Here is a 21,346-nt window from a genome sequence, read left to right on the forward strand (position 1 = left end):
GTAGGACCGCCGATCGAGCACCGTGATTTGCCGCATGTTCGCCGGTCTGAATGGCATCCGGCAGGCCCGGCCCGTTACGGTTCCCTCGGCACAGTCCGATCGTCCGCGCAAGGGTGGAGAACAACTGATGAGCATCGACGTCCTGTCGCGGTCGCGCGGGCGCATCGACGCCTACTTCGGCGTCGCGCGGCACGGGTCGACCATGAAGCGCGAACTCATGGCCGGCACGGTGACCTTTCTCGCGATGTCCTATGTCCTCGCGGTCAATCCGTCGGTGCTCGGTGATCACGGTCAGCTCGGTGCCCGCGGCATCCCCACCCAGGCGGTGTTCACCGCGACCGCGGTGGCGGCGGTGGTCGGCACGTTGGTGATGGGGGTGTGGGCCCGGTATCCGATCGCGCTCGCGCCGGGGATGGGGCTCAACGCCTTCTTCGCCTATTCGGTCGTGCTCGGCATGGGTATCGACTGGCAGGTCGCGCTGTCCGGGACGTTGTTGTCGGGCATCATCTTCTTCGTCCTCGCGGTGACCAAGGTGCGCGAGAAGATCATCGATGCGATTCCGCTCCAGCTCAAACTGTCCGTCGGCGCCGGCATCGGGATGTTCGTCGCATTTCTCGGACTCAAGAACGCCGGCATCGTGGTCTCCGATCCGGCGACCTTCGTCCACCTGGGGGATTTCACCAAGGGCACCACGCTGCTCGCACTGTTCGGGCTGCTGCTGACCGTGGTCTTCCTCGTCCTCGGCTGGCACGGTGCGGTGCTGTACGGCATCGTGTGCACGACCGTGGTCGGTATCGTCAGCGGGCTGGTGCATCTGCCGCATCAGGTGGTGGCGCTGCCGCACGGACTCGACCAGACCTTCGGCCAGGCGATCGTCCACCTGCCGGACGCGTTCACCGGACAGATGGCGATCGTCGTGCTGACCATGCTGTTCGTCGACTTCTTCGATGCCTCGGGGACCCTGATCGGTATCGCCAACCAGGCCGGCCTGTTGGGGGCCGACGGCAAGCTGCCGCGGGCCGCGCAGGCGCTGGCCGCCGATTCCATCGGCACGGCCGCCGGTGCGGTGATCGGTACCTCGACCACCACCGCCTACGTCGAATCGACCGCGGGTGTCAGTGCCGGCGGGCGGACCGGGCTGACGGCGGTCTCCACGGCCGGCTGGTTCCTGGCCGCGATGTTCTTCTTCCCGATCTTCGCGGTGGTCGCGGATGTGCCCGCGGTGACCGCGCCGGCCCTGATCGTGGTGGGCGTGCTGATGTCCCGCGCGCTGGGCGACATCGATTGGGGCAAGCTGGAATACGCCATTCCGGCGTTCATCACCGTGATCATGATGCCGTTGACGTACTCCATCGCGAACGGGATCGCGATGGGACTGACCTTCTATCCGGTGGTCATGCTGGCCCGTCGGCGTGGCCGCGAGGTTCACCCGGTGATGTGGGTGCTGATGGCGATCTTCCTGGCATATTTCTTCTTCCTCGCCGATTAGTCCGGATCCGATTCCTCGTCCTACGGAATAAGCGTTGAACCGAGGTCGGTTAGTCTCCGTATTACTAACCGGACCGCGGTCCGATTTGCTTCGACCAACTAACGAGTGAGGATCACGACGATCATGACCGCCAATACCGAAACCCGGACTGCCCGACCGCTGGAGTTCCGGACCGGGGCCGATCCGGTCGCCGCCGATACCGGCCTCCTGTTGCTGCGCCTGTTCTTCGGCGGGCTGCTGTTCGTCCACGGCACGCAGAAGCTGTTCGGCTGGTTCAACGGCTACGGCCTCACCGCGACCGCGGACGGATTCGGGCAGATGGGCTACAACCCGGGCAAGTTCTTCGCCGTGCTGGCCGGGCTGTGCGAGGCGGTGGGCGGCGGCCTGCTGTTCCTCGGTCTGTTGACGCCGCTGGCCGCCGCGATCGTGCTCGGCACGATGATCAACGCGATGAACGTGACGTGGTCCGGCGGGCTGGCCGGCTACGAGAGCGCGCTGCTGTTCGCGGTGGTCGCGGTGGCGCTGGGCTTCACCGGACCGGGGCGCTTCTCCCTCGACCACGGGCGGGCCTGGCAGCGCAAGGGCATCGTGTGGGGGACCGGAGCCTTCGTGCTCGGCGTCGTCGCCGCGGTGGTGACCCTGCTGACCAAATAGGCCGGGGTCGGCGGAAAGGAGGGTCCCCACGTCGCGTGCAGGGGTCGCGACGCGGGGACCTCGGATACTTCCGATGTGGGAATTGGGGGTCACCGGAGGTATCGACCGCCAATTTACTTCCGAATAGAAGATCTTTCACTGTGATTGTGGCTGGTGTCACATCACGGTTCGCTTCAGTTCTCCGCCGCCGCGGTGAGCCGGCGCAGCGCCTTGGTGACGACCTCCGGGTCGGAAGTCTCCCAGTACGGCGGCAGCGAGGCCCGCAGATAGCCTCCGTACCGCGCGGTCACCAGGCGTGGGTCCAGAATCGCCACCACGCCGCGATCGTGCACACTGCGCAACAGCCGGCCGGTGCCCTGCGCCAGGAGCAGGGCAGCGTGATTGGCGGCGATGGTGAGGAATCCGTTGCCGCCGCGCGCCTGTACCGCCTGCTGCCGCGCCACCAGCAGCGGATCGTCGGGGCGCGGGAACGGGATGCGGTCGAGGATCACCAGACTCAGCGACGGACCCGGGACGTCGACTCCCTGCCACAGCGACAGCGTGCCGAACAGCGAGGTCGCGGGATCTTCGGCGAAGCGGCGGACCAGGGTTCCGGTGGCATCCTCGCCCTGGCACAGGATCGGCGTATCCAGTCGCTCGCGCAGGATCTCGGTGGCCGCCTTGGCCGCGCGCATCGAGGAGAACAGTCCTAGCGTGCGGCCGCCGGCCGCCTCGATCAGCCGCTCGATCTCGTCCAGGTACGCCGGGGCCAGGCCGTCCCGGCCGGGGGCCGGCAGATGTTTGGCGACGTAGAGGATGCCGGATTTGGCATGGTCGAACGGCGAACCCACATCGAGTGAGTTCCAGCGCAGCAGCGAGTTGTCCGAGGGCGCCTCGCCGCCGTTGGCCAGGCCGGGGTCGATGCGCCGGGGCCCGTCGGTGCGGGCTCCGGCGTCGGGAGTGTCGGCTCCGGCGCGCTCCGGTATCTGCGGCGGCAGGCCCCAGGTGACGGCCAGCCCGTCGAACGATCCGCCGACCTGCAGCGTCGCCGAGGTCAGGACCACCGTGGCGGTGCCGAACAATCGGCTGCGCAACAATCCGCCGACCGAGAGCGGGGCCATGTGCAGGGTGCGGCGCGCGACCCCGCGCAGCTCGTCGACGGCCAACCACAGCACGTCGCGGCGGGCGGCCGGATCGGGCTCCTCGAAGGCGGTCAGGGCGCGCACCGCCGTATCGTGCACCTCCTCGACCGCCGCGACGGCCATATTGCGCGCGGCGGCAGCCTCCGGATCACCCTGCGGCGCAGCGGAACCCGGGGGAGCGAGCGCCGTGCGCACCGTCCACGCCGCATCCCGCAGCAGGGCCAGTACCTGGTCGCCGCCCGCCGGCAGCTCGTCCCATCGCCCCGGCGGCAGATCCTCCAGCAGTTCGTGCCAGGCCTCGGCGGCGCTCTCGAGCCGGTCGAGATCGGCCTCGTCGACGAGTTTTGCGCAGCGTTTGGCGGCGGCGGTGATGGTCGCGGTGGACAGTTCCGCCGTCGCGACGCCGGTGACCCGGTCCACCAGTTCGTGTGCCTCGTCGATGACCACCACATCGTGTTCGGGCAGGACCTGGATTCCGCTGATGGCGTCGATGGCCAGCAGGGCGTGGTTGGTCACCACCACATCGGCCTGTCCGGATTCGGCCCGCGCGCGCTCGGCGAAACAGTCGGTGCCGAACGGGCAGCGTGACTTGCCGAGACATTCGCGGGCCGACACGCTGACCTGACGCCAGGCCCGGTCGCTGACACCGGGAACCAGCTCGTCGCGGTCGCCGGTCTCGGTATCGGAGGCCCATTCGTTGAGCCGCTGCACCTCGCGGCCGAGTCGGGAGATCGCGAAAGCGTCGAAGAGTTCGGTCTCCGGCGGTTCGTCCGGGATCGCGCTGTTGATCTTGTGCAGGCACAGATAGTTGTTGCGGCCCTTGAGAATCGCGAACCGCGCCAGCCGGCCGAGCGGCTTTTCCAGCGCCTGCGCCAGCCGCGGCAGATCGCGATCGACCAGCTGACGCTGCAGTGCGATGGTGGCGGTCGACACCACCACCGTGCGCCCGGTCTGCACCGCATGCCGCAGACTCGGCACCAGATAGGCGAGGGACTTGCCGGTGCCGGTGCCGGCCTGCACCGCCAGATGCTCCTTGGTGTCGATCGAATGGGCAACCGCGGCCGCCATGGTCTGCTGACCGGTACGCGCCGTACCGCCGAGCGCTTCCACGGCGGTCGCCAACAGGGTCGGTACGGGCGGGAGTTCGGGCACGCAGGCAGACTAGCGCCCCCGGCCGACAAGCGGTCCGGCCGGCGGCGGCAGCCTCGTCCGAGTTCCGGGTCGGCGCCGGACCGAATACTGGTTGTCCACAGCTACGCAGTTGTCCACAGCCGGCATTCCGAAGCCGACCGACGGACCGGCGGGCCGATAGGGTGAGCGGGACGCCGCATCAGGGGGTGCGGATCGGGGAAGGAGATTCGCATGGAGCCGGACTACCGCACCTGGGTCGCCGGGGGCTCGCACCTCGAACTGGACGGCCATCGAATTTTCCATCGTCAGGACGGACCCGTGGACGGGCGGCCGGTGACGCTGCTGCACGGATATCCGACGTCCTCGCACGACTGGGTCTCGATTCTGCCCGCCCTGACCGCCGCGGGCCTGCGCGTGACGACCCTGGACTTCCTGGGTTTCGGGGCCAGCGACAAACCGCGCCGCCACGAGTACCGGATGACCGAACAGGCCGGGCTGGTCGAGCGGCTGTGGGAACGGCTCGGCATCACCGAAACCGCGTTGGTCGCACACGATTACGGGGTCAGTGTGGCGCAGGAACTGCTGGCGCGCGACAGCGCGCGGCTCTCCCGGACCGCCTGGCTGAACGGCGGACTGTATCCGGACCTGTACCGCCCCTTGCCGATTCAGCGTCTGATGACCACCCGGATCGGCAAGGCGCTGAATCCGATGATGTCGGAGGCTACTTTCCGGCTGACACTGCGCCGTATCCTCGGCCGCCCGGTGTCGGACGCGGACCTGCACGAGATGTGGCTCGCCCTGACCGATCACGACGGTCGCCGCGTGCAATGGGCAATCAATCGCTACCACGAGGAGCGCCGTGCTCATGCCGAACGGTGGCGGCGAGCCCTCGAAAGTTACGGCGGTCCCATGCTTTTCGTGTGGGGTCCGGCCGATCCGATCAGCGGCGGCCATGTGCTCGCGCGGTTGCGGGAACGATTCCCGCAGGCCCGGTTCGCGGTGCTGGACGCCGAACCGGTCACCGGGCACTACCCGCAGGTCGAGAATCCAGAGCCGGTTGCCACGGCGTTGGCGGAATTCCTGGTCGCCGAGCGCTAGCTACCCGCCGGTCGGTACCTCGCCCGCCAGTTCGACGCCGGCGGTGCGTAGCTCCGCCAATGCCGCGGTGGTGGTGTCGGGAGCCACGGCGGCGGTCAGATCGAGGAGGACGCGGGTGGTCAGACCTGCCGCGCGGGCGTCGGCGGCGGTGGCGCGGACACAGTGGTCGGTGGCGATGCCACAGACGTCGACGGCGTCGATACCCTTGTCGCGCAACCAATCCGCCAGGCCGACCGCGTCATCGGTCGAGCCCTCGAATCCGGAGTAGGCGGCGCTGTAGGCGCCCTTGGAGAACACCGCCTCGAAGCTGGAGGTGTCCAGGTCGGGGTGAAAATCCGCACCCGGTGTCCCGGCCCGACAGTGCGGCGGCCAGCTGTTGACGAAATCGGGATGCTCGGAGAAATGCGCGCCCGGATCGATATGGAAATCGCGAGTGGCGGCGACGGTCGCGTAGTCGTCGCGGTGCGCGGCCACGTACTCGCTGATCCGCCGCGCGACGGACGCGCCGCCGGTCACCGCGAGGGACCCGCCCTCGCAGAAGTCGTTCTGGACATCGACGACTATGAGCGCTCTAGGCATCTCCCGCACCTCGTTTCGCGTCCGTCCTCATTGTAGGAAGGTGGTCGGAATGGCCGGTTCGCCCGCCGACAATTTCAGCCCCTCCCACGGCAGACTGACCAATCCGCGGGCCACCAGCTCCCGGGCCGCGGTCAGCCCCGGGAGATCGGCGGCCGGTTCGCCCTTGCGAACGAGCGGAACCAGAAGGTCCCGCACTTCGTACCCATTGCCCGACGGACGCGGCGCGGCGGCCGGATACACGATCTCCTCGACGATCGTCCCGGTGTCCCGGGACAGCCGGACGGCGCGCTTGGTGCCGCCGCGCGACTGCTTGTGGCTGCTGCGTTTGGCGACGGGCACGCCGTCGACCTCGACGAGTTTGTAGACCATCCCGGCGGTCGGGGCGCCGGAGCCGGTGACCAGTGAGGTACCGACACCGTAGGCGTCCACCGGTTCGGCGCGCAGTGCGGCGATGGCGTACTCGTCCAGGTCGCCGGAGACGACGATCCGGGTGCGAGTCGCGCCGAGACCGTCCAGCTGGTCGCGGACCTGCCGGGCCAGCACCCCTAGATCGCCCGAATCGATTCGCACGCCGCCCAATTCGGTGCCGGCCACTTCGATCGCGCGGGCAACTCCGTCGGTGATGTCGAAGGTGTCGACCAGGAGGGTGGTGCCGATACCCAGGGTCTCCACCTGGCTGCGGAAGGCGGCTGCCTCGTGCTGCCCGTCGGGGCCGCTGTGCAGCAGGGTGAACGCGTGCGCACTCGTCCCGGCACCCGGAATTCCGTAGCGGCGCACCGCCTCCAGATTGGAGGTGGCGTCGAACCCGGCCAGATAGGCGGCGCGGGCGCTGGCGGGCGCGGCCAGTTCATGGGTCCGCCGCGAACCCATCTCGATCAACCGGCGTCCCGCCGCGGCGCTGACCATGCGCGCGGCCGCGGCGGCGATCGCGCTGTCGTGGTTGAGGATCGACAGGATCAGCGTCTCCAGAACGACACATTCGGCGAAACTGCCGCGTACCGACAGGATCGGCGAGCCGGGAAAGTAGAGATCGCCTTCGAGATAGCCGTCGATATCGCCGGTGAAGCGGAATTCGCGCAGCCAGGCGAGCGTCCGGTCGTCGAGGAATCGAGCCGCCACGGCGAGTTCCGGCGCACCGAACCGGAATTCGCGCAGGGCGGTGAGCAACCGTTCGGTACCCGCGACGACGCCGTATCGTCGACCGTGCGGCAACCGGCGAGCGAATACCTCGAACGTGCACTGCCGCTGAGCCGAACCGTCGGCCAGGGCGGCCGCGAGCATGGTGAGCTCGTACTGGTCGGTCAGCAGGGCGGTACTTGCGGCGGCGGCCGATGTGTCCACCCGGCCACTGTAGACACCGCGGTGCGCCGCGCGCGTGTCGCGGCGGCCGAATCACGTGCGGTCCCGGTCGGCGCGGGTGTTGTTTATTCGGAGTCGAGTCGTACTCTGAGAGTTATGGGTCTGTGCATGAGAGACGCCGTCCGGATCGCCGCCGGTCCGGTCGGCGCGAACCAGGCAGCGGCGCGAGTGACGGGCCCGCAGGACACGGCGTGGGCCGGGCCGAGCGAGCGCGTACACCTCGCGACCGGACAGTTGTCGGCGGCGCAGGCGACGCCGGAAGCGGTCGAGGTCACCGAGATCCTGGAGGCCGAGGATCGGCCGTGGGTGACGGTGGTCTGGGACGATCCGGTGAACCTGATGCACTACGTCACATACATCTTCCAGAAGCTGTTCGGCTACAGCAAAGCCAAGGCAACCGAACTGATGCTGCAGGTGCACAACGAGGGCAAGGCGGTGGTGTCGTCGGGGTCGCGGGATCGGATGGAGCACGACGTTCAGCGTCTGCACGCCGCCGGGCTCTGGGCGACCATGCAGCGTGACCAGTGACCGCGACAGCTACGGTAGCCCCGTGCGCAAGTGGAGCAGGAAGAACTCGCTGAGCGGGCTCAAGCTGCGGTCGGAGATGGACCCCCGGGAGGCGGACGTCCTGCGTTCGCTGGTGGGGGCGGTCACCGGACTGCTCACCGACCGGGCCCGATCGGGTCCGGAAGACGACCTCGCGGAATTGACCGGCCTTCGCACCGGCAACAGCACCCCGCCGGACGATCCGCGGCTGGCCCGGCTGCTGCCCGATTTCCATCGCAAGGAACCCGGCTCCCCGGACGCCGACCGCGCCGATCTCAACAGTGCGCTGCGCAGCCTGCACGAGCCGGAGATCATCGACGCCAAGGTCGCGGCCGGCACGGTGGTGCTGGAAACCTTGCCGGAACGCGGCGGTAAGATCGTGCTCACCCCGGAACAGGCCGATGCCTGGCTCAACGCCCTCAACGACGTGCGGTTGGCGCTGGGTACCGCGCTGGGCATCGATGCCGACACCCCCGACCAACTCGATCCGGACGATCCGCGCGCACCGCATCTGGACGTCTACCACTGGCTCACCTGGATGCAGGATTCCCTGCTGCACGCCCTCGCCCCCTGATTCCGTGCCGCGAGCCGGGCATTCCGCCGCCGAAACCCGACCCGTCCCGGGAGGACATGTGAGCTCGACCGTGGGCCCGCGCAATGCGATCACCGACGTCGCCGGTGTCCTGGTCGGCCACCATCAGGAACTCGATGCCGATGCCACCCTCGGATCCGGGGCGGCGACCGGATGCACCGTGGTGCGCGTTCCGGGCGGGGCGACCGCCGCGGTGGACGTGCGTGGCGGCGGTCCGGGAACCCGGGAAACCGATCTGCTCGACCCCGGACATACCGTTCGCCAGGTGAACGCCGTGCTGCTCACCGGTGGCAGCGCCTACGGCCTGGCCGCGGCCGACGGGGTGATGCGCTGGCTCGAGGAACACGGTGAAGGCATTCCGATGGATCCGTCCGATCCCTCCCGGGTGGTGCCGATCGTGCCAGGAGCGGTGATCTTCGATCTACCGGTCGGAGCCTGGGACATCCGGCCCACGGCCGAATTCGGTTATCGCGCAGCACATGTGGCGGCGCCGACCTTCGAGCGGGGCAGCGTCGGGGCCGGGGTGGGCGCCCGCGCCGGCGCCGTCAAGGGCGGGATCGGCACGGCCAGTGTGTATTTCACCGATGGTCCGGCGGCGGGGCACACGGTGGGCGCGCTGGTGGTGGCCAACCCGGTCGGGTCCGTATTCGATCCGCGGACCGGGCTGCCGTGGGGCGCCGGAACCGATGGGCCGGAGTGGTTCGGTCTGGCTCCCGCGTCCGCCGAGCAGCTGTCCCGTGCCAATGCTCTGCCGGTGAAGGGCACCGTGCTCAATACCACGATCGGGGTGGTCGCCACCGATGCCGCCCTGGATCCGGCGGCCTGCCGCCGGTTGGCCGTTACCGCCCACGACGGACTGGCCCGCGCGGTCCGCCCGGCACATTCACCGCTCGACGGCGACACGCTGTTCGCGCTGGCCACCGGAACGGTCGCGACGGATTCGAATATCCCACTGCCACCGGCCTTTCCGGCCGATCTGTTGCTGCTCGACGAGTTGTGCACCGCGGCGGCGGTCTGCGTGGAGCGGGCGATCGTGGACGCGGTGCTGCATGCGGGACCCGTCGCGGGGATCCCGACCTATCGCGAACTGTTCGGCCCCGGTTCGGCCCCGCAGCGTTGAACGAGCGCAAGCGGTCGTGCTGCCGGCGGAACCGCGGGCCGCGCGATGTGGACGGGCCCCATATCAGGGACCACCCGCCCGCGGGTGGGGAATAGCCGAATATCCTCGGCCGTTGACGGCAGCGATACGACCCGCACGGGCCGGTCGGGTCGTGTGGTGAGTGGAAGGATGCGAACTGTGCTGGTGATCAGGGCCGATCTCGTGGACGCGATGGTCGCGCACGCCCGTGCCGATCATCCCGACGAGGCCTGCGGTGTGATCGCCGGCGCCGAGGGTTCCGATCGCCCGGAACGGTTCGTGGCGATGACCAACGCCGAGCGTTCGCCCACCTTCTACCGCTTCGACTCCGGCGAACAGCTGAAGGTGTGGCGGGAGATGGACGACCGCGACGAGGAGCCGGTGGTGATCTACCACTCGCACACCGCCACCGAGGCCTACCCCAGTCGCACCGACATCTCCTACGCCTCGGAACCGAATGCCCACTACGTGCTGGTGTCCACCCGCGACCCGGAGCAGCACGAACTACGCAGCTATCGGATCCTCGACGGTGTGGTCACCGAGGAGCCGGTACAGATCGTGACCGAGTATCCCCAGGCCTGAACCCGACCCGCCGGATCTCCGGCGCAGCCGACCAGAAGAAACAGGAGCACCCATGTCGGTAACCGTGTCCATCCCGACCATCATGCGCACCCTCACCGGAGGTGAGAAGCGGGTCCAGGCGACCGGTTCCACCCTCGCCGAGGTGATCGGCGACCTCGAGGCCAATTACCCCGGTCTCGAGCAGCGCCTGCTGTCCGACGGCAAGTTGAACCGCTACGTCAACATCTACGTCGACGACGAAGATGTGCGTTTCGCCGGCGGCCTCGAGGCCGAGGTGCCCGCCAACGGGTCGGTGACCATCCTGCCTGCCGTCGCCGGAGGCAGCCGCGACGGCGCTGCCGGCCGCTGATCTCGTGGCACGCTACGAATCGCTGATCGAGACCCTCGGCAATACGCCGCTGGTGGGTCTGCGCACGCTGTCGCCGAAATGGGACGGTGACGACCACGTTCGGCTGTGGGCCAAACTGGAGGACCGCAATCCGACCGGTTCGATCAAGGACCGCCCGGCCCTGCGCATGATCGAGCAGGCCGAGTCCGACGGCACCCTGCGCCCCGGCTGCACGATTCTCGAGCCGACCAGCGGCAATACCGGGATCTCGCTGGCCATGGCGGCCAAACTGAAGGGCTACCGCCTGGTCTGTGTGATGCCGGAGAACACCTCGGTCGAGCGGCGGCAGCTGCTGACCATGTTCGGCGCCGAGATCATCGATTCCCCGGCCGCGGGCGGTTCCAACCAGGCCGTCGCCCGGGCCAAGGAGATCGCGGCCGAGAACCCGGACTGGGTGATGCTGTACCAGTACGGGAATCCGGCCAATGCCGATGCGCACTATCTGGGCACCGGGCCCGAGATCCTGGCCGATCTGCCCGAGATCACGCACTTCGTCGCCGGGCTGGGCACCACGGGCACCCTGATGGGTACCGGCCGCTACCTGCGGGAAAAGGTCGCCGACATCCAGATCGTGGCGGCCGAGCCGCGGTACGGGGAGCTGGTCTACGGGCTGCGCAACATCGACGAGGGCTTCATTCCCGAGCTCTACGACGAGACCGTACTGACCTCGCGCTTCTCGGTCGGACCGTACGACGCGGTGCGCCGCACCCGGGAGCTGGTGCTGGAGGAGGGCATCTTCGCCGGCATCTCGACCGGCGCCATCCTGCACGCCGCCCTGGGCGTGGCCAACAAGGCGGTGCGGGCGGGCGCGCGGGCCGATATCGCCTTCGTGGTCGCCGACGGCGGCTGGAAGTACCTGTCCACCGGGGCTTACGACGGCACGCTGGAAGAGGCGGAGGAACGGCTGGAAGGCCAGCTCTGGGCCTAGGTCGCCGGTGCCGTGGCCGCCGTGGGACCGGATGCCGGTCCTCGTCGCAGCGGTACCGTTGAGGGCGAGCGACCGGACCGCCGGTCTCGCGAGGAGGTGACGGCGATGGCCGAGCAGATGGGCCCGTCCTTCGATCCGGATCGGATTGCCGCGCTGCGGGCCGAGCTGCAGAAGTCCGCGGGGGCGCCCGCCGGCTCCGTACCGTCCGGTCCGCAATTCTCCGCTCCGCGTCCCGCGCCGACGGCTCCGGCCGCGCCGCCCAGCCCGCAGTCCGGCCGCACCGCGGCGCTGAAAGTGTTGTGGCAGCGCGCGATTGCGATGACACTGGCCTTCGTCGCGCTGCTGTACGCGGTCGAGGGCGTCGACACCGTGACCCATCACGACCTGGACAGCGCCGGCGTACGGCCGCGCACCGCCGCCGGCCTGGAGGGCATCGTCTTCGCGCCGGTACTGCATGCCAACTGGGCGCATCTGATCGGCAACACCCTGCCGGTGATCGTATTGGGCCTGCTCACGCTGCTGACCGGCATCGGGCGCGGCCTGGCCGCCACCGCGATCGTCTGGATCGTGGCGGGGATCGGCACCTGGCTCACCGGCGCGACGGGGTCGGTGCACGTCGGCGCCTCGGTGCTGGTGTTCGGCTGGCTGACGTATCTGATTTCGCGCGGGCTGTTCACCCGCAACCTGTGGCAGATCCTGGTGGGGGTGGTAGTGGGTCTGCTGTACGGCTCGATTCTGTGGGGTGTGCTGCCCGGACAACCCGGAATCTCTTGGCAAGGCCATGTTTTCGGTGCGTTGGGTGGACTGCTGGCCGGCTGGGTACTCTCATCGAATGAACGTCGTCATCGTCGCGGGGAGAGTGCCGGCCGCCTCGCATCGTCGGGGTGACTGCGGAACTCGGCCGGCGATTTGGGGGATCCCCAGTTGAGTGAGAATGCAGCGTGGCAGCATGGGGGAATGCGACTCACCGTCCTCGGGTGTTCGGGCAGTGTGTCCGGCCCGGATTCCCCTGCGTCGGGCTATTTGCTGACCGGTCCGGATATGACCCCCACCGTGATCGATTTCGGTCCGGGAGTCCTCGGTGCGCTGCAGCGCTATCTGGATCCCGGTGAGGTCGACATCTTCCTGACCCACCTGCACGCCGATCACTGCCTGGACCTGCCCGGATTGCTGGTGTGGCGGCGCTATCACCCGAACCCGCCGAGCGGGCACGCCATCGTGCGGGGTCCGTCGGATTCGGCGCTGCGGATCGGCAACGCGTCCGCCGAGATCGGCGGCGAATGCGACGACTGGTCGGATGTGATCGATCTGCGGCCGTGGGAGGAGGGGCGTGAGGTGAGCTTCGGCCCCGGCCACCGGGTGGTCGCGCGGCGGATGTATCACCCGCCGGAGTCCTACGGCCTGCGCATCACCACCGCCTCCGGTCGCACCCTGGTCTACACCGGGGATACGGCGTTGTGCCCTGCCGTCTTCGAACTCGCGGAAGGCGCCGACATTCTGTTGTCGGAGGCGTCGTGGACCCATGATCCGGCCAATCGTCCACCCGGCATTCATCTTTCGGGCACGGAGGCCGGAATGATCGCCGCGCGTGCGGGGGTCGGTGAACTGCTGCTCACCCACATTCCGCCGTGGACCTCGCGCGAGGATGTGATCGCCGAGGCCAAGGAACAGTTCAGTGGTCCGGTGCATGCGGTGTCGCCGGGCGAGGTCATCGATATCTGAGCCCGCCTGTCGGGTCACGGGGTGTCCGCGCCGCGGTCGCGGTGGCGGTTGCCGGACCCGTGGGGCGGAGGCCGCCCGGCCCCGCCGGGGCAGCGGCGTCGGGCCCATCCCTTAGGCTGGCGTGGTGTCTAGACGAGCCGATGGCAGGGCGGACGACGAACTCCGCGAGGTAAGGATCACCCGGGGATTCACCACGCATCCGGCGGGTTCGGTACTGGTCGAATTCGGTCAGACGCGGGTGATGTGCACCGCGAGCGTGACCGAGGGCGTGCCCCCGTGGCGCCGCGACTCCGGATTGGGCTGGCTCACAGCCGAATACGCGATGTTGCCGGCCGCCACCCACACCCGCAGCGGGCGGGAATCGGTGAAGGGCAAGGTGGGCGGGCGGACCCAGGAGATCAGCCGCCTGGTCGGCCGGTCGTTGCGCGCCTGCATCGACCTGGCGGCCATCGGGGAGAACACGATCGCCATCGACTGCGATGTGCTGCAGGCCGACGGCGGCACCCGTACAGCCGCCATCACGGGCGCCTATGTCGCACTCGCGGATGCGATCACCTATCTGGGCGCGGCCGGCCGGCTGGCCGACCCGCAGCCGATCTCGTGCATGATCGCCGCGGTGAGCGTGGGCGTGGTGGACGGCCGGGTCCGCCTGGATCTGCCCTACGAGGAGGATTCGCGCGCCGAGGTCGACATGAACGTCGTCGCCACCGATACCGGCACCCTGGTCGAGATCCAGGGCACCGGCGAGGGCGCGACCTTCCCCCGGTCCACCCTGGACAAGCTGCTGGATTCGGCGCTGGCCGGCTGTGAGCAGCTGTTCGAGGTGCAGAAGCAGGCGTTGGCGTTGCCGTACCCGGGAGAGCTGCCCGAGCCGGAGCGGAAGAAGTGATGGCTCGCCGGGTACTGGTCGCGAGCCGCAACGCGAAGAAGCTCGGCGAATTGCGCCGCATCCTCGCTGAGGCGGGTGTGGTGGGGCTGGAGATCGTCGGCCTGGACGAGGTGCCGCCGTTCCCGGAGGCACCCGAAACCGGCGCGACCTTCGAGGAGAACGCTCTCGCCAAGGCCCGGGACGGCGCGGCCGCGACCGGATTGGCTTGTGTCGCAGACGATTCCGGCCTGGCGGTCGATGCGCTCAACGGTATGCCCGGCGTGCTGTCGGCGCGCTGGTCCGGTCGCCACGGCGACGATGCCGCCAACAACGAACTGTTGCTGGCTCAGCTCGGCGACGTCCCCGACGAACGTCGCGGCGCCCGCTTCGTCTCGGCGTGTGCGCTCGTCGCCGACGGCCGCGAGGTCGTCACCGTTGGCGAATGGCCGGGTACGATCGCCCGAAAGCCGGTCGGCGACGGCGGTTTCGGCTACGACCCGCTCTTCGTTCCGGCGGGTGGTTCGGTCTCGGCGGCCCAGCTCAGCCCGGCGGACAAGGACGCCGCCTCGCACCGGGGCCGAGCGCTGCGCGCCCTGCTCCCCGCACTGGCCGAGCTCGCCGTCTCCTGAAGCCGGATCCTCACACCGACGTCTCCGAGCTCAGCCACTCGGCCCTGACCTGCCGGGTGCGGTAGTGCTCGCAGACGAAGGACAGGAACGGGATGGTGCCGGCGAGTGCGGTGATCACCAGGGTCAGCGGCTTCCACCGGGTCTTGATGCCGAGGTCGATGGTGAACACCAGGTACAGCATGTAGAAGATGCCGTGGATCTGGCCGACGTAGAACAGCCAGTGCGGCGCCGTGCTGCTGTCGTCGAGCAGCAGGTACTTGTACACCATCTCCGCGCACAGCAGCAGCAGCCAGACACCGGTGATGTAGGCGAAGACTCGGTAGCGGGTCAGTGCCGAGCGGATTCGGCCGGTGTCGCGCGCTGCGGGCGCAGGGGCGGAGGCCGGTGTACTGGTGGCGGCCGGGGTGGTGGGACGGTCGGCGCTCAACCGGCTCTCCTCTCGGTATCGGGGCCGTCGAGTCCGACGGCGTGCATCTGCTCGCGCACATCCTGTGCGTGCAGGTCGGCAAGGTATTTGTTGTATTCGGCCAGGACCGGATCGTCGTCGCGGGGGGCCGTGGGCCGTTCGGGCAGGATGCCGGGCGGAATCTCCCGCGGCGCGGCCGTTCCGGCCTTACGCCGGCCGCTGGTGGGCGCGCTGTCGGCCCCCTCGGCGGTCGGAGCAGTCTCGGTGTGCTCGGCGGCGGTCTCCCGTTCCAGCCGGACGAACCGGAAGTAGGCGAAGACCACGAATCCGGCGAACAGTGGCCATTGCAGGGCGTAGCCGAGGTTCTGCGCGGTGCCGGTCGCCGATTCGAAACGGCCCCACTGCCACCAGCCCAGCCCGAGGCAGGCCAGCGAGGCCACGACCACCAAGATGATCAGAGCCGGGCGACGATGTGGAGCGGACACGCCTACCACGGTACCCGTCTACTACACCGGCCGTAGTGTGAGGTACCCCCGGTCGAGACGGGCCGGCGCAACGACGATCCGCCAGGTCAGAAGCCCAGCGTGGGCCGGCGATCAGAACTTGTAGGTCACGCCCGTCAGCCGCTCGGATTCCTCCCAGAGCCGCCGCTGCAGATCCCGGTTCTTCGACAGCGCGCTCGACGGCGAGGGCCGGACCGGACCGCGCGAGCCGAACAGCAGGGTCGGCCCCCAATAGGTGTCCGGATCGGCGTCGGGGGTCGTGGCCGCGAACAGACTCGACTCCGCGGCCTTGCGCGGGGAGTGACCGACCAAGGCGATGAACGGTTTGGCGATCTTGTCGATCGGTGTCTCGGTGCGGGTGAACAGATCGGTCGCGGAGACTCCCGGGTGCACCGCGTAGGACCGCTTCTCGGAACCCGCTTCGCGCAGCCGCCGCTGCAGTTCGCGGGCGAACATCAAATTCGACAGTTTGGACTGGGCGTAGGCCAGATTGCGCTGGTAACGCCGGTTCTCGTAGTTGAGATCGTCGATCCACAATTTCGGTGTCTGCCGGTGCGCGATACTGGCGAGACTGACCACTCGATCGCGAATGCGGTCGAGCAGGAGCCCGGTCAGTGCGAAGTGGCCGAGATGGTTGACTCCCCATTGAGTTTCGAAGCCGTCCTCGGTTCGCGAGAACGGGATGTTCATCAGCCCGGCATTGTTGATCAGGACATCGAATTCGCCGGTGCGATCGGCGAATTCACGGATCGAGGCGAGATCGGCCAGATCCAGGGCGGACACCCGGACATCCCCGTCGATATCGTCGGCGACCTGCTGCGCGGTCGTGGTGTTGCGGCAGGCCATGATCACGGTCGCGCCCTTGGCGGCCAGCGCTCGGGTGGTGTGTTTGCCGATACCGCCGTTGGCCCCGGTGATCACGTACGTCCGTCCGTGCTGCGCCGGGATATCGCTGGGATTCCACGCCATGGTGAGACCTCACTGTCGACCGTCGGAAAGGAGCCTCGTCGCGTCCTCGCCGCCAACCTTACTTCAGAGTAAGTTCCGGCGGTAGGGGTAGATCACAGTGTGCACAGCGTATCGATCGGGGTCCGAACTCGCGCGTTTCGAATTCCGGAGATTTGCGATATCCGGATGTCACTCGGTGTATTGCCGTGTTGCGCCGAACAAATCGGACCCAGGGCACATACTGGGCTGATGTCCGGTGTTGCCGAGGTCACCGAATCGCCCGCGCCCGTGAGTCACACCCGGGCCAACGTCGTGTTCATCACCGTCGTGCTCGGCATGTTGATGGCCGCGCTGGATCAGACCATCGTCTCGACCGCGCTGCCCACCATCGTCGCCGACCTCGGCGGCGCCGGCCATATGGCCTGGGTGGTGACGGCCTATCTGTTGGCCGAGGCGGTGGCGACGGCGCTGGCCGGCAAATTCGGCGATCTGTTCGGCCGCAAGCTGATCTTCCAGCTCAGCGGATTGATATTCATCGTCGGCTCCATGGTGGCTGGGCTCGCCCACGGCATGACCTTGCTGATCGTGGCCCGTGGCATTCAGGGCGTGGGCGCGGGCGGGCTGATGGTGACCTCGATGGCACTGATCGCCGACGTGATCCCACTGCGCGATCGCGGCAAGTATCAGGGTGCGCTCGGCGCGGTTTTCGGCATCACCACGGTCGTCGGGCCCACCCTGGGCGGATTGTTCACCGACCACGCCAGCTGGCGCTGGTGTTTCTACGTCAACGTTCCCCTGGCGATCGTGATGATCGCCGTTGCGGCCCGGGCGATCCCGTCGATCCGCGCCGCGGTGCGCCCGGTGGTGGACTATGCCGGTATCGCTCTGGTCGCGATCGGCGTGAGCTGTCTGATTCTGGGGCTGGAATGGGGCGGGCAGGAGTATCCGTGGGGCTCGGCCACCATCATCGGCCTGTTCGCCGCGGCGGTGGTGCTGCTGGCCGCCTTCGTCTTCGTCGAAACACGCGCGGCCGAGCCGATGCTGCCGATGCACCTGTTCCGCAGCAACGTCTTCACCGTCTGCTCCATCCTCAGCTTCATCGTGGGATTCGCGATGCTCGGCGCGATGACCTACCTGCCGGCCTATCTGCAATACGTCGACGGCGTCTCGGCCACCGCGTCCGGGCTGCGCACCCTGCCGCTGGTGGTCGGCCTGTTCACCACCTCGATCATCTCCGGGCAGGTGGTCGGACGGACCGGGAAATACAAGTACTTCCCGGTGGCCGGCACGGCCGTGATGGCCCTCGGGTTGTATCTGATGTCGACCATGGGCCGGACCACCGGGTTCTGGTTGCAGTCGCTGTACATGCTGATCCTCGGCCTCGGGATCGGCCTGGCGATGCAGGTGCTCACCATCGTCGTGCAGAACACCGTGCCCTATCAGGATCTCGGCACCGCGACCTCGGGCGTGACCTTCTTCCGGACCGTCGGCTCGACCTTCGGCACGGCGATCTTCGGCACGCTCTACAGCAATCAACTGGAGCCGAACCTGCGCCACGCGTTCACCGAGGTGTCCGGGGTACCGCCGGCGGTCGCGGAGAATCCGCAACTGCTGCACAGACTTCCGTACGCCGAGGCGATTCCGATCATCGACGCCTACGCCGACACCATCGACCACGTCTTTCGCTGGGTGGTGCCGGTGGCGGTGGTCGGATTCCTGGTGGCCTGGTTCCTCCGGCAGGTGCCGCTGCGCGACAGCGTTCGTGCGGAGGCCGCCGATGTGGGCGGCGGATTCTCGGTGCCGGATTCGGCCGACCGCGCGGTGCGGCTGGAACATTCGCTCGCCAGTGTGTTGCGCAAATTGCGCGACGACGAACTACCCGATCCGCGGATTCTCGCCGCCGCCGACAGCCCGTTGAGTCGTGACCAGGCCTGGGCCATCGGTCAGGTGAAGATGTTGCAGCGGGCCCGCGGCTCCGCCGATCTGGCGGCGGTGGCGCGCGCGCACTGGATGCCGCCGGAGGTGCTGGAACCGGTGTACGACAAGGCCGTTCGCTCCGGCTACATCGAATTCACCGGTGACCGGATGACCTTGACCGACAGTGGTCAGGCCGAATACGACCGCATCCTCGCCGCCTGGCGAAAATGGTTGTGCCGCTATCTGGACGACTGGGATTGTGCCGATCCGCACGACCGGCAACTGTTCGACCGAGCTCTGGACAACATCGCGGCGAAACTGCTCGACGAGGTCGAACGCCCGCAGGCGCTGCGGCTGACGGTGTGACCGCCGGCCGCAGCGCCCCGGATCGTTGCGGCGGATTCGTTCAGGCCGCCGCGAGTTCGGATCGCTCGTCGACCTTCGCATCCCAGTCGATGGTGTAGCTCTGTTCGCGGGCCAGCACCTCGTTCATCTTGAAGAGCTTGGTCGCCAGCGGCATCATCACCGGCATCAGCCGGCGCATCACCGGCCCGACGGTCTTGGATTGGTTGATCTTCGCGCCCCGGGCGGTGATCTTCTCCACCCGCGGGCGCCGAATCCGTTCGTAGGCCTCGAAAGCGGCCGTCGCGGAATCGTGGTCGCGCAGGCATCGCGCCAGCTGGATGGCACTCTCGATGGCCAGCGAGGCGCCCTGCCCGGTGCTGTTGGACGGTGCGTGCACGGCGTCGCCGACGAGCACCATCCGGTCGCGGTGCCAGTGCGGCACCGGGGGCATGATGTGCAATCCGCCGGTCGACACCAGATCCTCGGGCCGGGTGCCGCGGACCAGCTCGGCCCCGGGAGTGTCCTCGCCGTAGACCTCCTGCAGGGTCCGCAGCCACTGTTCGGCGGGCACCTCGCGGGCCTGCGTCAGGGTCAGATATTCCTTGTGCGGCAGATTCGCGCCCCAGGCGATGCGGCCGTCGGGCATCGACCAGTACAGGTAGTAGGCATGACGGCCGTAGGCGAAGACCATCGTCTGCGGCGTGACCGGATACGAACATTCGGCGTAGGCGCCGAATCCGAGCATTCCGGTGTAGTTCGCGCTCGGCGCGTTCGGATCGATGAGGGTGCGCACCCGGGACTTGATCCCGTCGGCGCCGATCAGGATATCGGCCGTCGCGGTGGTTCCGTCGGCGAAGCGCGCGGTCACCCCGTCGCGGTGTTCGTCGACGCCGACCAGGCGTTTGGAATATTCGATCGTGACGCCCGCGGCCACGGCGTGGTCGTGCAGCACCTGATGCAGATCACTGCGGTCGACGGAATGCAGTGGCTCCAGTCCGGCGGCGGCCGGGAGTTCGATTTCCTTGTGCCCCAACGACATCACTGTTCGCGTCATGGGAAGGGCGACGGCGCGCACCGCATCGCCGGCGCCGATGACGTCGAGGGCGGCGAGCCCGTTGGCCGCGAAACCGAGGGCGCTGCCGATGTTGTAGGCGGGGCCGGGATAGGCCTCGTACACCGTGGCCTCGATACCGGCCATCCGCAAGGCGGTGGCGGCGACCGGACCGGCGACACCGCCGCCGATGACGAGAGCGGAACGTACTGCGGACATGGGGATTCTCCTGATGGGTCGGTACCCGAGCCGCTCCCCGCAGGTACTGCCCCGTTATCCTGAAGTTGCCACACTTGGGCCGGGTTCGCCTGCGCGAATGCGGTTCGAGAGGTGATCGGATCGGGCTCGGCGCGGTGTTGCGAGCACTTCGCCGGGCCCGGTTCTCTGTTTGTCGCTAGCTGTTGTCGGTCGGCTGCGTGAACGCCCCTCCTTCCACCAGTGCGGCGACCTCGGCGGGCGGAATGTTCTCCGCGTGGGTGCGACGCCAGAAATCGATATCGGGGAAGGTGCCGGCGGCGAGTTCGGACCGCAGCGCGGCGACCCATTCGGCTTCGGCCTCGAGCATCGCGACGCCGAATTCGGCCTCGATCAGGAACAGCCGCGGCAGGAATCGGGACTGTTCCTCGATCTCGCGGCGCCGGGCGTCGATCTCGGCGGCCAGCAGGCGGGTCCGTTCGTCGAGCAGGGTGATCACCTCGTCGGGCGGCAGCATGGCCACGATGGACAGGCCCGCGACGAAGCGGTGATGTTCGGGCTCCGGTGTGGACAACAGCTCGCGCAGCCAGTCCTCGGCCTCCGCCCGCCCGGCGTCGGTGAGTCGGTAGATGGTCCGTTCGGGCCGTGACCCGTCGCGTTCGCTGCCGACGACCTCGACGAACCTGTGCTTCTCCAGGTTCTGGACCACGGTGTAGAGCGAACCCCATTTGACGTCCATATCGCGGTCCTTGCCGCGCTCACGCATCTGCGCCGCGATCTCGTAGCGGTGCATCGGACGTTCGATCAACGTCGCCAGGACCGCCAGGGCCAGCAGGTTGCCGACCTTGCGCTTCTTGGCCATTGCTCACACCTCCTTACTCGTAGACGAATATACGTCTACGAGTATCCGTGCACAAGTATTCGATCGGTGCGAATCAGAGGTGAACGACGACCACCCCCGGAATTCGGGCGTGCCGGCGCCGTCGTTCCGGGGGTGGATCGTCACGAGCACGCGCTCGACGCGCGAGGCGTCCAGCCGGTGGGCTCGCGGGCGGGACCGATGAGGGTCGTCCCGGCCGTCGAAACCCGGCGCGATGCGGCGTGACGAGGGATGGCCGCGAAGCGGCCACATCTACTATTTGCGTACGTAGACAGTA

General features: G+C 68.2%; 22 protein-coding genes. 14 read left to right on the plus strand and 8 right to left on the minus strand.

Going from position 1 to position 21,346, the window contains the following annotated elements; genetic code table 11:
* The first annotated feature begins 127 nt into the window (after window positions 1–127).
* Window positions 128–1,489, plus strand: a complete 1,362-nt coding sequence (locus ON37_RS05910; protein ID WP_040717737.1) for an NCS2 family permease — start codon at window positions 128–130, stop codon at window positions 1,487–1,489.
* A 123-nt stretch (window positions 1,490–1,612) separates the two neighbouring features.
* Complete coding sequence (locus tag ON37_RS05915) at window positions 1,613–2,143, plus strand: DoxX family protein (protein WP_083892751.1); 531 nt, start codon at window positions 1,613–1,615, stop codon at window positions 2,141–2,143.
* A gap of 173 nt (window positions 2,144–2,316) precedes the next feature.
* Here ON37_RS05915 and ON37_RS05920 read toward each other — a convergent pair whose 3' ends face one another.
* Window positions 2,317–4,416, minus strand: a complete 2,100-nt coding sequence (locus ON37_RS05920) for an ATP-dependent DNA helicase (RefSeq protein ID WP_040717645.1) — start codon at window positions 4,414–4,416, stop codon at window positions 2,317–2,319.
* A gap of 210 nt (window positions 4,417–4,626) precedes the next feature.
* Here ON37_RS05920 and ON37_RS05925 point away from each other — a divergent pair, with 210 nt between their 5' ends.
* Complete coding sequence (locus ON37_RS05925; protein WP_040717647.1) at window positions 4,627–5,493, plus strand: alpha/beta fold hydrolase; 867 nt, start codon at window positions 4,627–4,629, stop codon at window positions 5,491–5,493.
* On the opposite strand, the gene ON37_RS05930 is transcribed toward ON37_RS05925, so the two are convergent.
* Entirely contained in the window at window positions 5,494–6,072 is a 579-nt protein-coding gene (locus ON37_RS05930) for an isochorismatase family protein (protein WP_040717740.1), read from the minus strand.
* A gap of 27 nt (window positions 6,073–6,099) precedes the next feature.
* Window positions 6,100–7,413 (minus strand): nicotinate phosphoribosyltransferase, encoded by a 1,314-nt coding sequence (locus tag ON37_RS05935; RefSeq protein WP_040717649.1) that lies wholly within the window; start codon window positions 7,411–7,413, stop codon window positions 6,100–6,102.
* Window positions 7,414–7,539: 126 nt separating this feature from the next.
* Here ON37_RS05935 and clpS point away from each other — a divergent pair, with 126 nt between their 5' ends.
* The 10 genes from clpS (at window position 7,540) to ON37_RS05985 (ending at window position 14,824) form a co-directional block, all read left to right on the plus strand.
* Window positions 7,540–7,959, plus strand: coding sequence for an ATP-dependent Clp protease adapter ClpS (gene clpS, locus ON37_RS05940; RefSeq protein WP_373281985.1), 420 nt, complete (start codon window positions 7,540–7,542; stop codon window positions 7,957–7,959).
* Window positions 7,960–7,981: 22 nt separating this feature from the next.
* Window positions 7,982–8,551, plus strand: a complete 570-nt coding sequence (gene aosR, locus ON37_RS05945) for an oxidative stress transcriptional regulator AosR (protein WP_040717651.1) — start codon at window positions 7,982–7,984, stop codon at window positions 8,549–8,551.
* A gap of 58 nt (window positions 8,552–8,609) precedes the next feature.
* Window positions 8,610–9,689 (plus strand): P1 family peptidase, encoded by a 1,080-nt coding sequence (locus tag ON37_RS05950; RefSeq protein WP_040717653.1) that lies wholly within the window; start codon window positions 8,610–8,612, stop codon window positions 9,687–9,689.
* 177 nt (window positions 9,690–9,866) lie between these two features.
* Entirely contained in the window at window positions 9,867–10,289 is a 423-nt protein-coding gene (locus tag ON37_RS05955) for a M67 family metallopeptidase (protein WP_040717743.1), read from the plus strand.
* Window positions 10,290–10,341: 52 nt separating this feature from the next.
* Window positions 10,342–10,638, plus strand: a complete 297-nt coding sequence (locus tag ON37_RS05960) for a MoaD/ThiS family protein (protein WP_040717657.1) — start codon at window positions 10,342–10,344, stop codon at window positions 10,636–10,638.
* Between the two features lie 4 nt (window positions 10,639–10,642).
* Entirely contained in the window at window positions 10,643–11,605 is a 963-nt protein-coding gene (locus ON37_RS05965) for a cysteine synthase (RefSeq protein WP_040717660.1), read from the plus strand.
* A gap of 105 nt (window positions 11,606–11,710) precedes the next feature.
* A complete protein-coding gene (locus ON37_RS05970; protein ID WP_373281986.1) occupies window positions 11,711–12,493 on the plus strand; it encodes a rhomboid family intramembrane serine protease in 783 nt (260 codons plus the stop codon).
* Between the two features lie 69 nt (window positions 12,494–12,562).
* Window positions 12,563–13,327: a cyclic nucleotide-degrading phosphodiesterase gene (locus ON37_RS05975; RefSeq protein WP_083892753.1), complete on the plus strand. Its 765-nt coding sequence runs from the start codon at window positions 12,563–12,565 to the stop codon at window positions 13,325–13,327.
* A gap of 124 nt (window positions 13,328–13,451) precedes the next feature.
* Window positions 13,452–14,216, plus strand: coding sequence for a ribonuclease PH (gene rph, locus ON37_RS05980; protein WP_040717747.1), 765 nt, complete (start codon window positions 13,452–13,454; stop codon window positions 14,214–14,216).
* The gene (locus ON37_RS05985; RefSeq protein WP_040717663.1) at window positions 14,216–14,824 is read left to right on the plus strand and encodes a non-canonical purine NTP pyrophosphatase; all 609 of its coding nucleotides are present in this window, start codon (window positions 14,216–14,218) and stop codon (window positions 14,822–14,824) included. The genes rph and ON37_RS05985 overlap by 1 nt, the downstream gene beginning before the upstream one ends.
* Before the next feature lie 10 nt (window positions 14,825–14,834).
* On the opposite strand, the gene ON37_RS05990 is transcribed toward ON37_RS05985, so the two are convergent.
* The 3 genes from ON37_RS05990 to ON37_RS06000 form a co-directional block, all read right to left on the minus strand.
* Window positions 14,835–15,251: a DUF3817 domain-containing protein gene (locus ON37_RS05990; RefSeq protein WP_040717664.1), complete on the minus strand. Its 417-nt coding sequence runs from the start codon at window positions 15,249–15,251 to the stop codon at window positions 14,835–14,837.
* Entirely contained in the window at window positions 15,248–15,715 is a 468-nt protein-coding gene (locus ON37_RS05995) for a transcriptional regulator (RefSeq protein WP_083892754.1), read from the minus strand. The genes ON37_RS05990 and ON37_RS05995 overlap by 4 nt, the downstream gene beginning before the upstream one ends.
* A 111-nt stretch (window positions 15,716–15,826) precedes the next feature.
* Window positions 15,827–16,702, minus strand: a complete 876-nt coding sequence (locus ON37_RS06000; protein ID WP_040717666.1) for an oxidoreductase — start codon at window positions 16,700–16,702, stop codon at window positions 15,827–15,829.
* A 228-nt stretch (window positions 16,703–16,930) separates the two neighbouring features.
* On the opposite strand from ON37_RS06000, the gene ON37_RS06005 reads away from it, so the two are divergent.
* Window positions 16,931–18,964 carry an MDR family MFS transporter gene (locus ON37_RS06005; RefSeq protein WP_040717668.1) on the plus strand — a complete coding sequence of 678 codons (2,034 nt, stop codon included), beginning with the start codon at window positions 16,931–16,933 and terminating at the stop codon, window positions 18,962–18,964.
* A 40-nt stretch (window positions 18,965–19,004) separates the two neighbouring features.
* Here ON37_RS06005 and ON37_RS06010 read toward each other — a convergent pair whose 3' ends face one another.
* Window positions 19,005–20,213: an FAD-dependent monooxygenase gene (locus ON37_RS06010; protein ID WP_040717670.1), complete on the minus strand. Its 1,209-nt coding sequence runs from the start codon at window positions 20,211–20,213 to the stop codon at window positions 19,005–19,007.
* Between the two features lie 175 nt (window positions 20,214–20,388).
* Window positions 20,389–21,051 carry a PadR family transcriptional regulator gene (locus tag ON37_RS06015; protein ID WP_040717672.1) on the minus strand — a complete coding sequence of 221 codons (663 nt, stop codon included), beginning with the start codon at window positions 21,049–21,051 and terminating at the stop codon, window positions 20,389–20,391.
* Window positions 21,052–21,346: the final 295 nt, after the last annotated feature.

The organism is Nocardia veterana NBRC 100344 (assembly GCF_000308855.1).
Taxonomy (GTDB): Bacteria; Actinomycetota; Actinomycetes; order Mycobacteriales; family Mycobacteriaceae; genus Nocardia; species Nocardia veterana.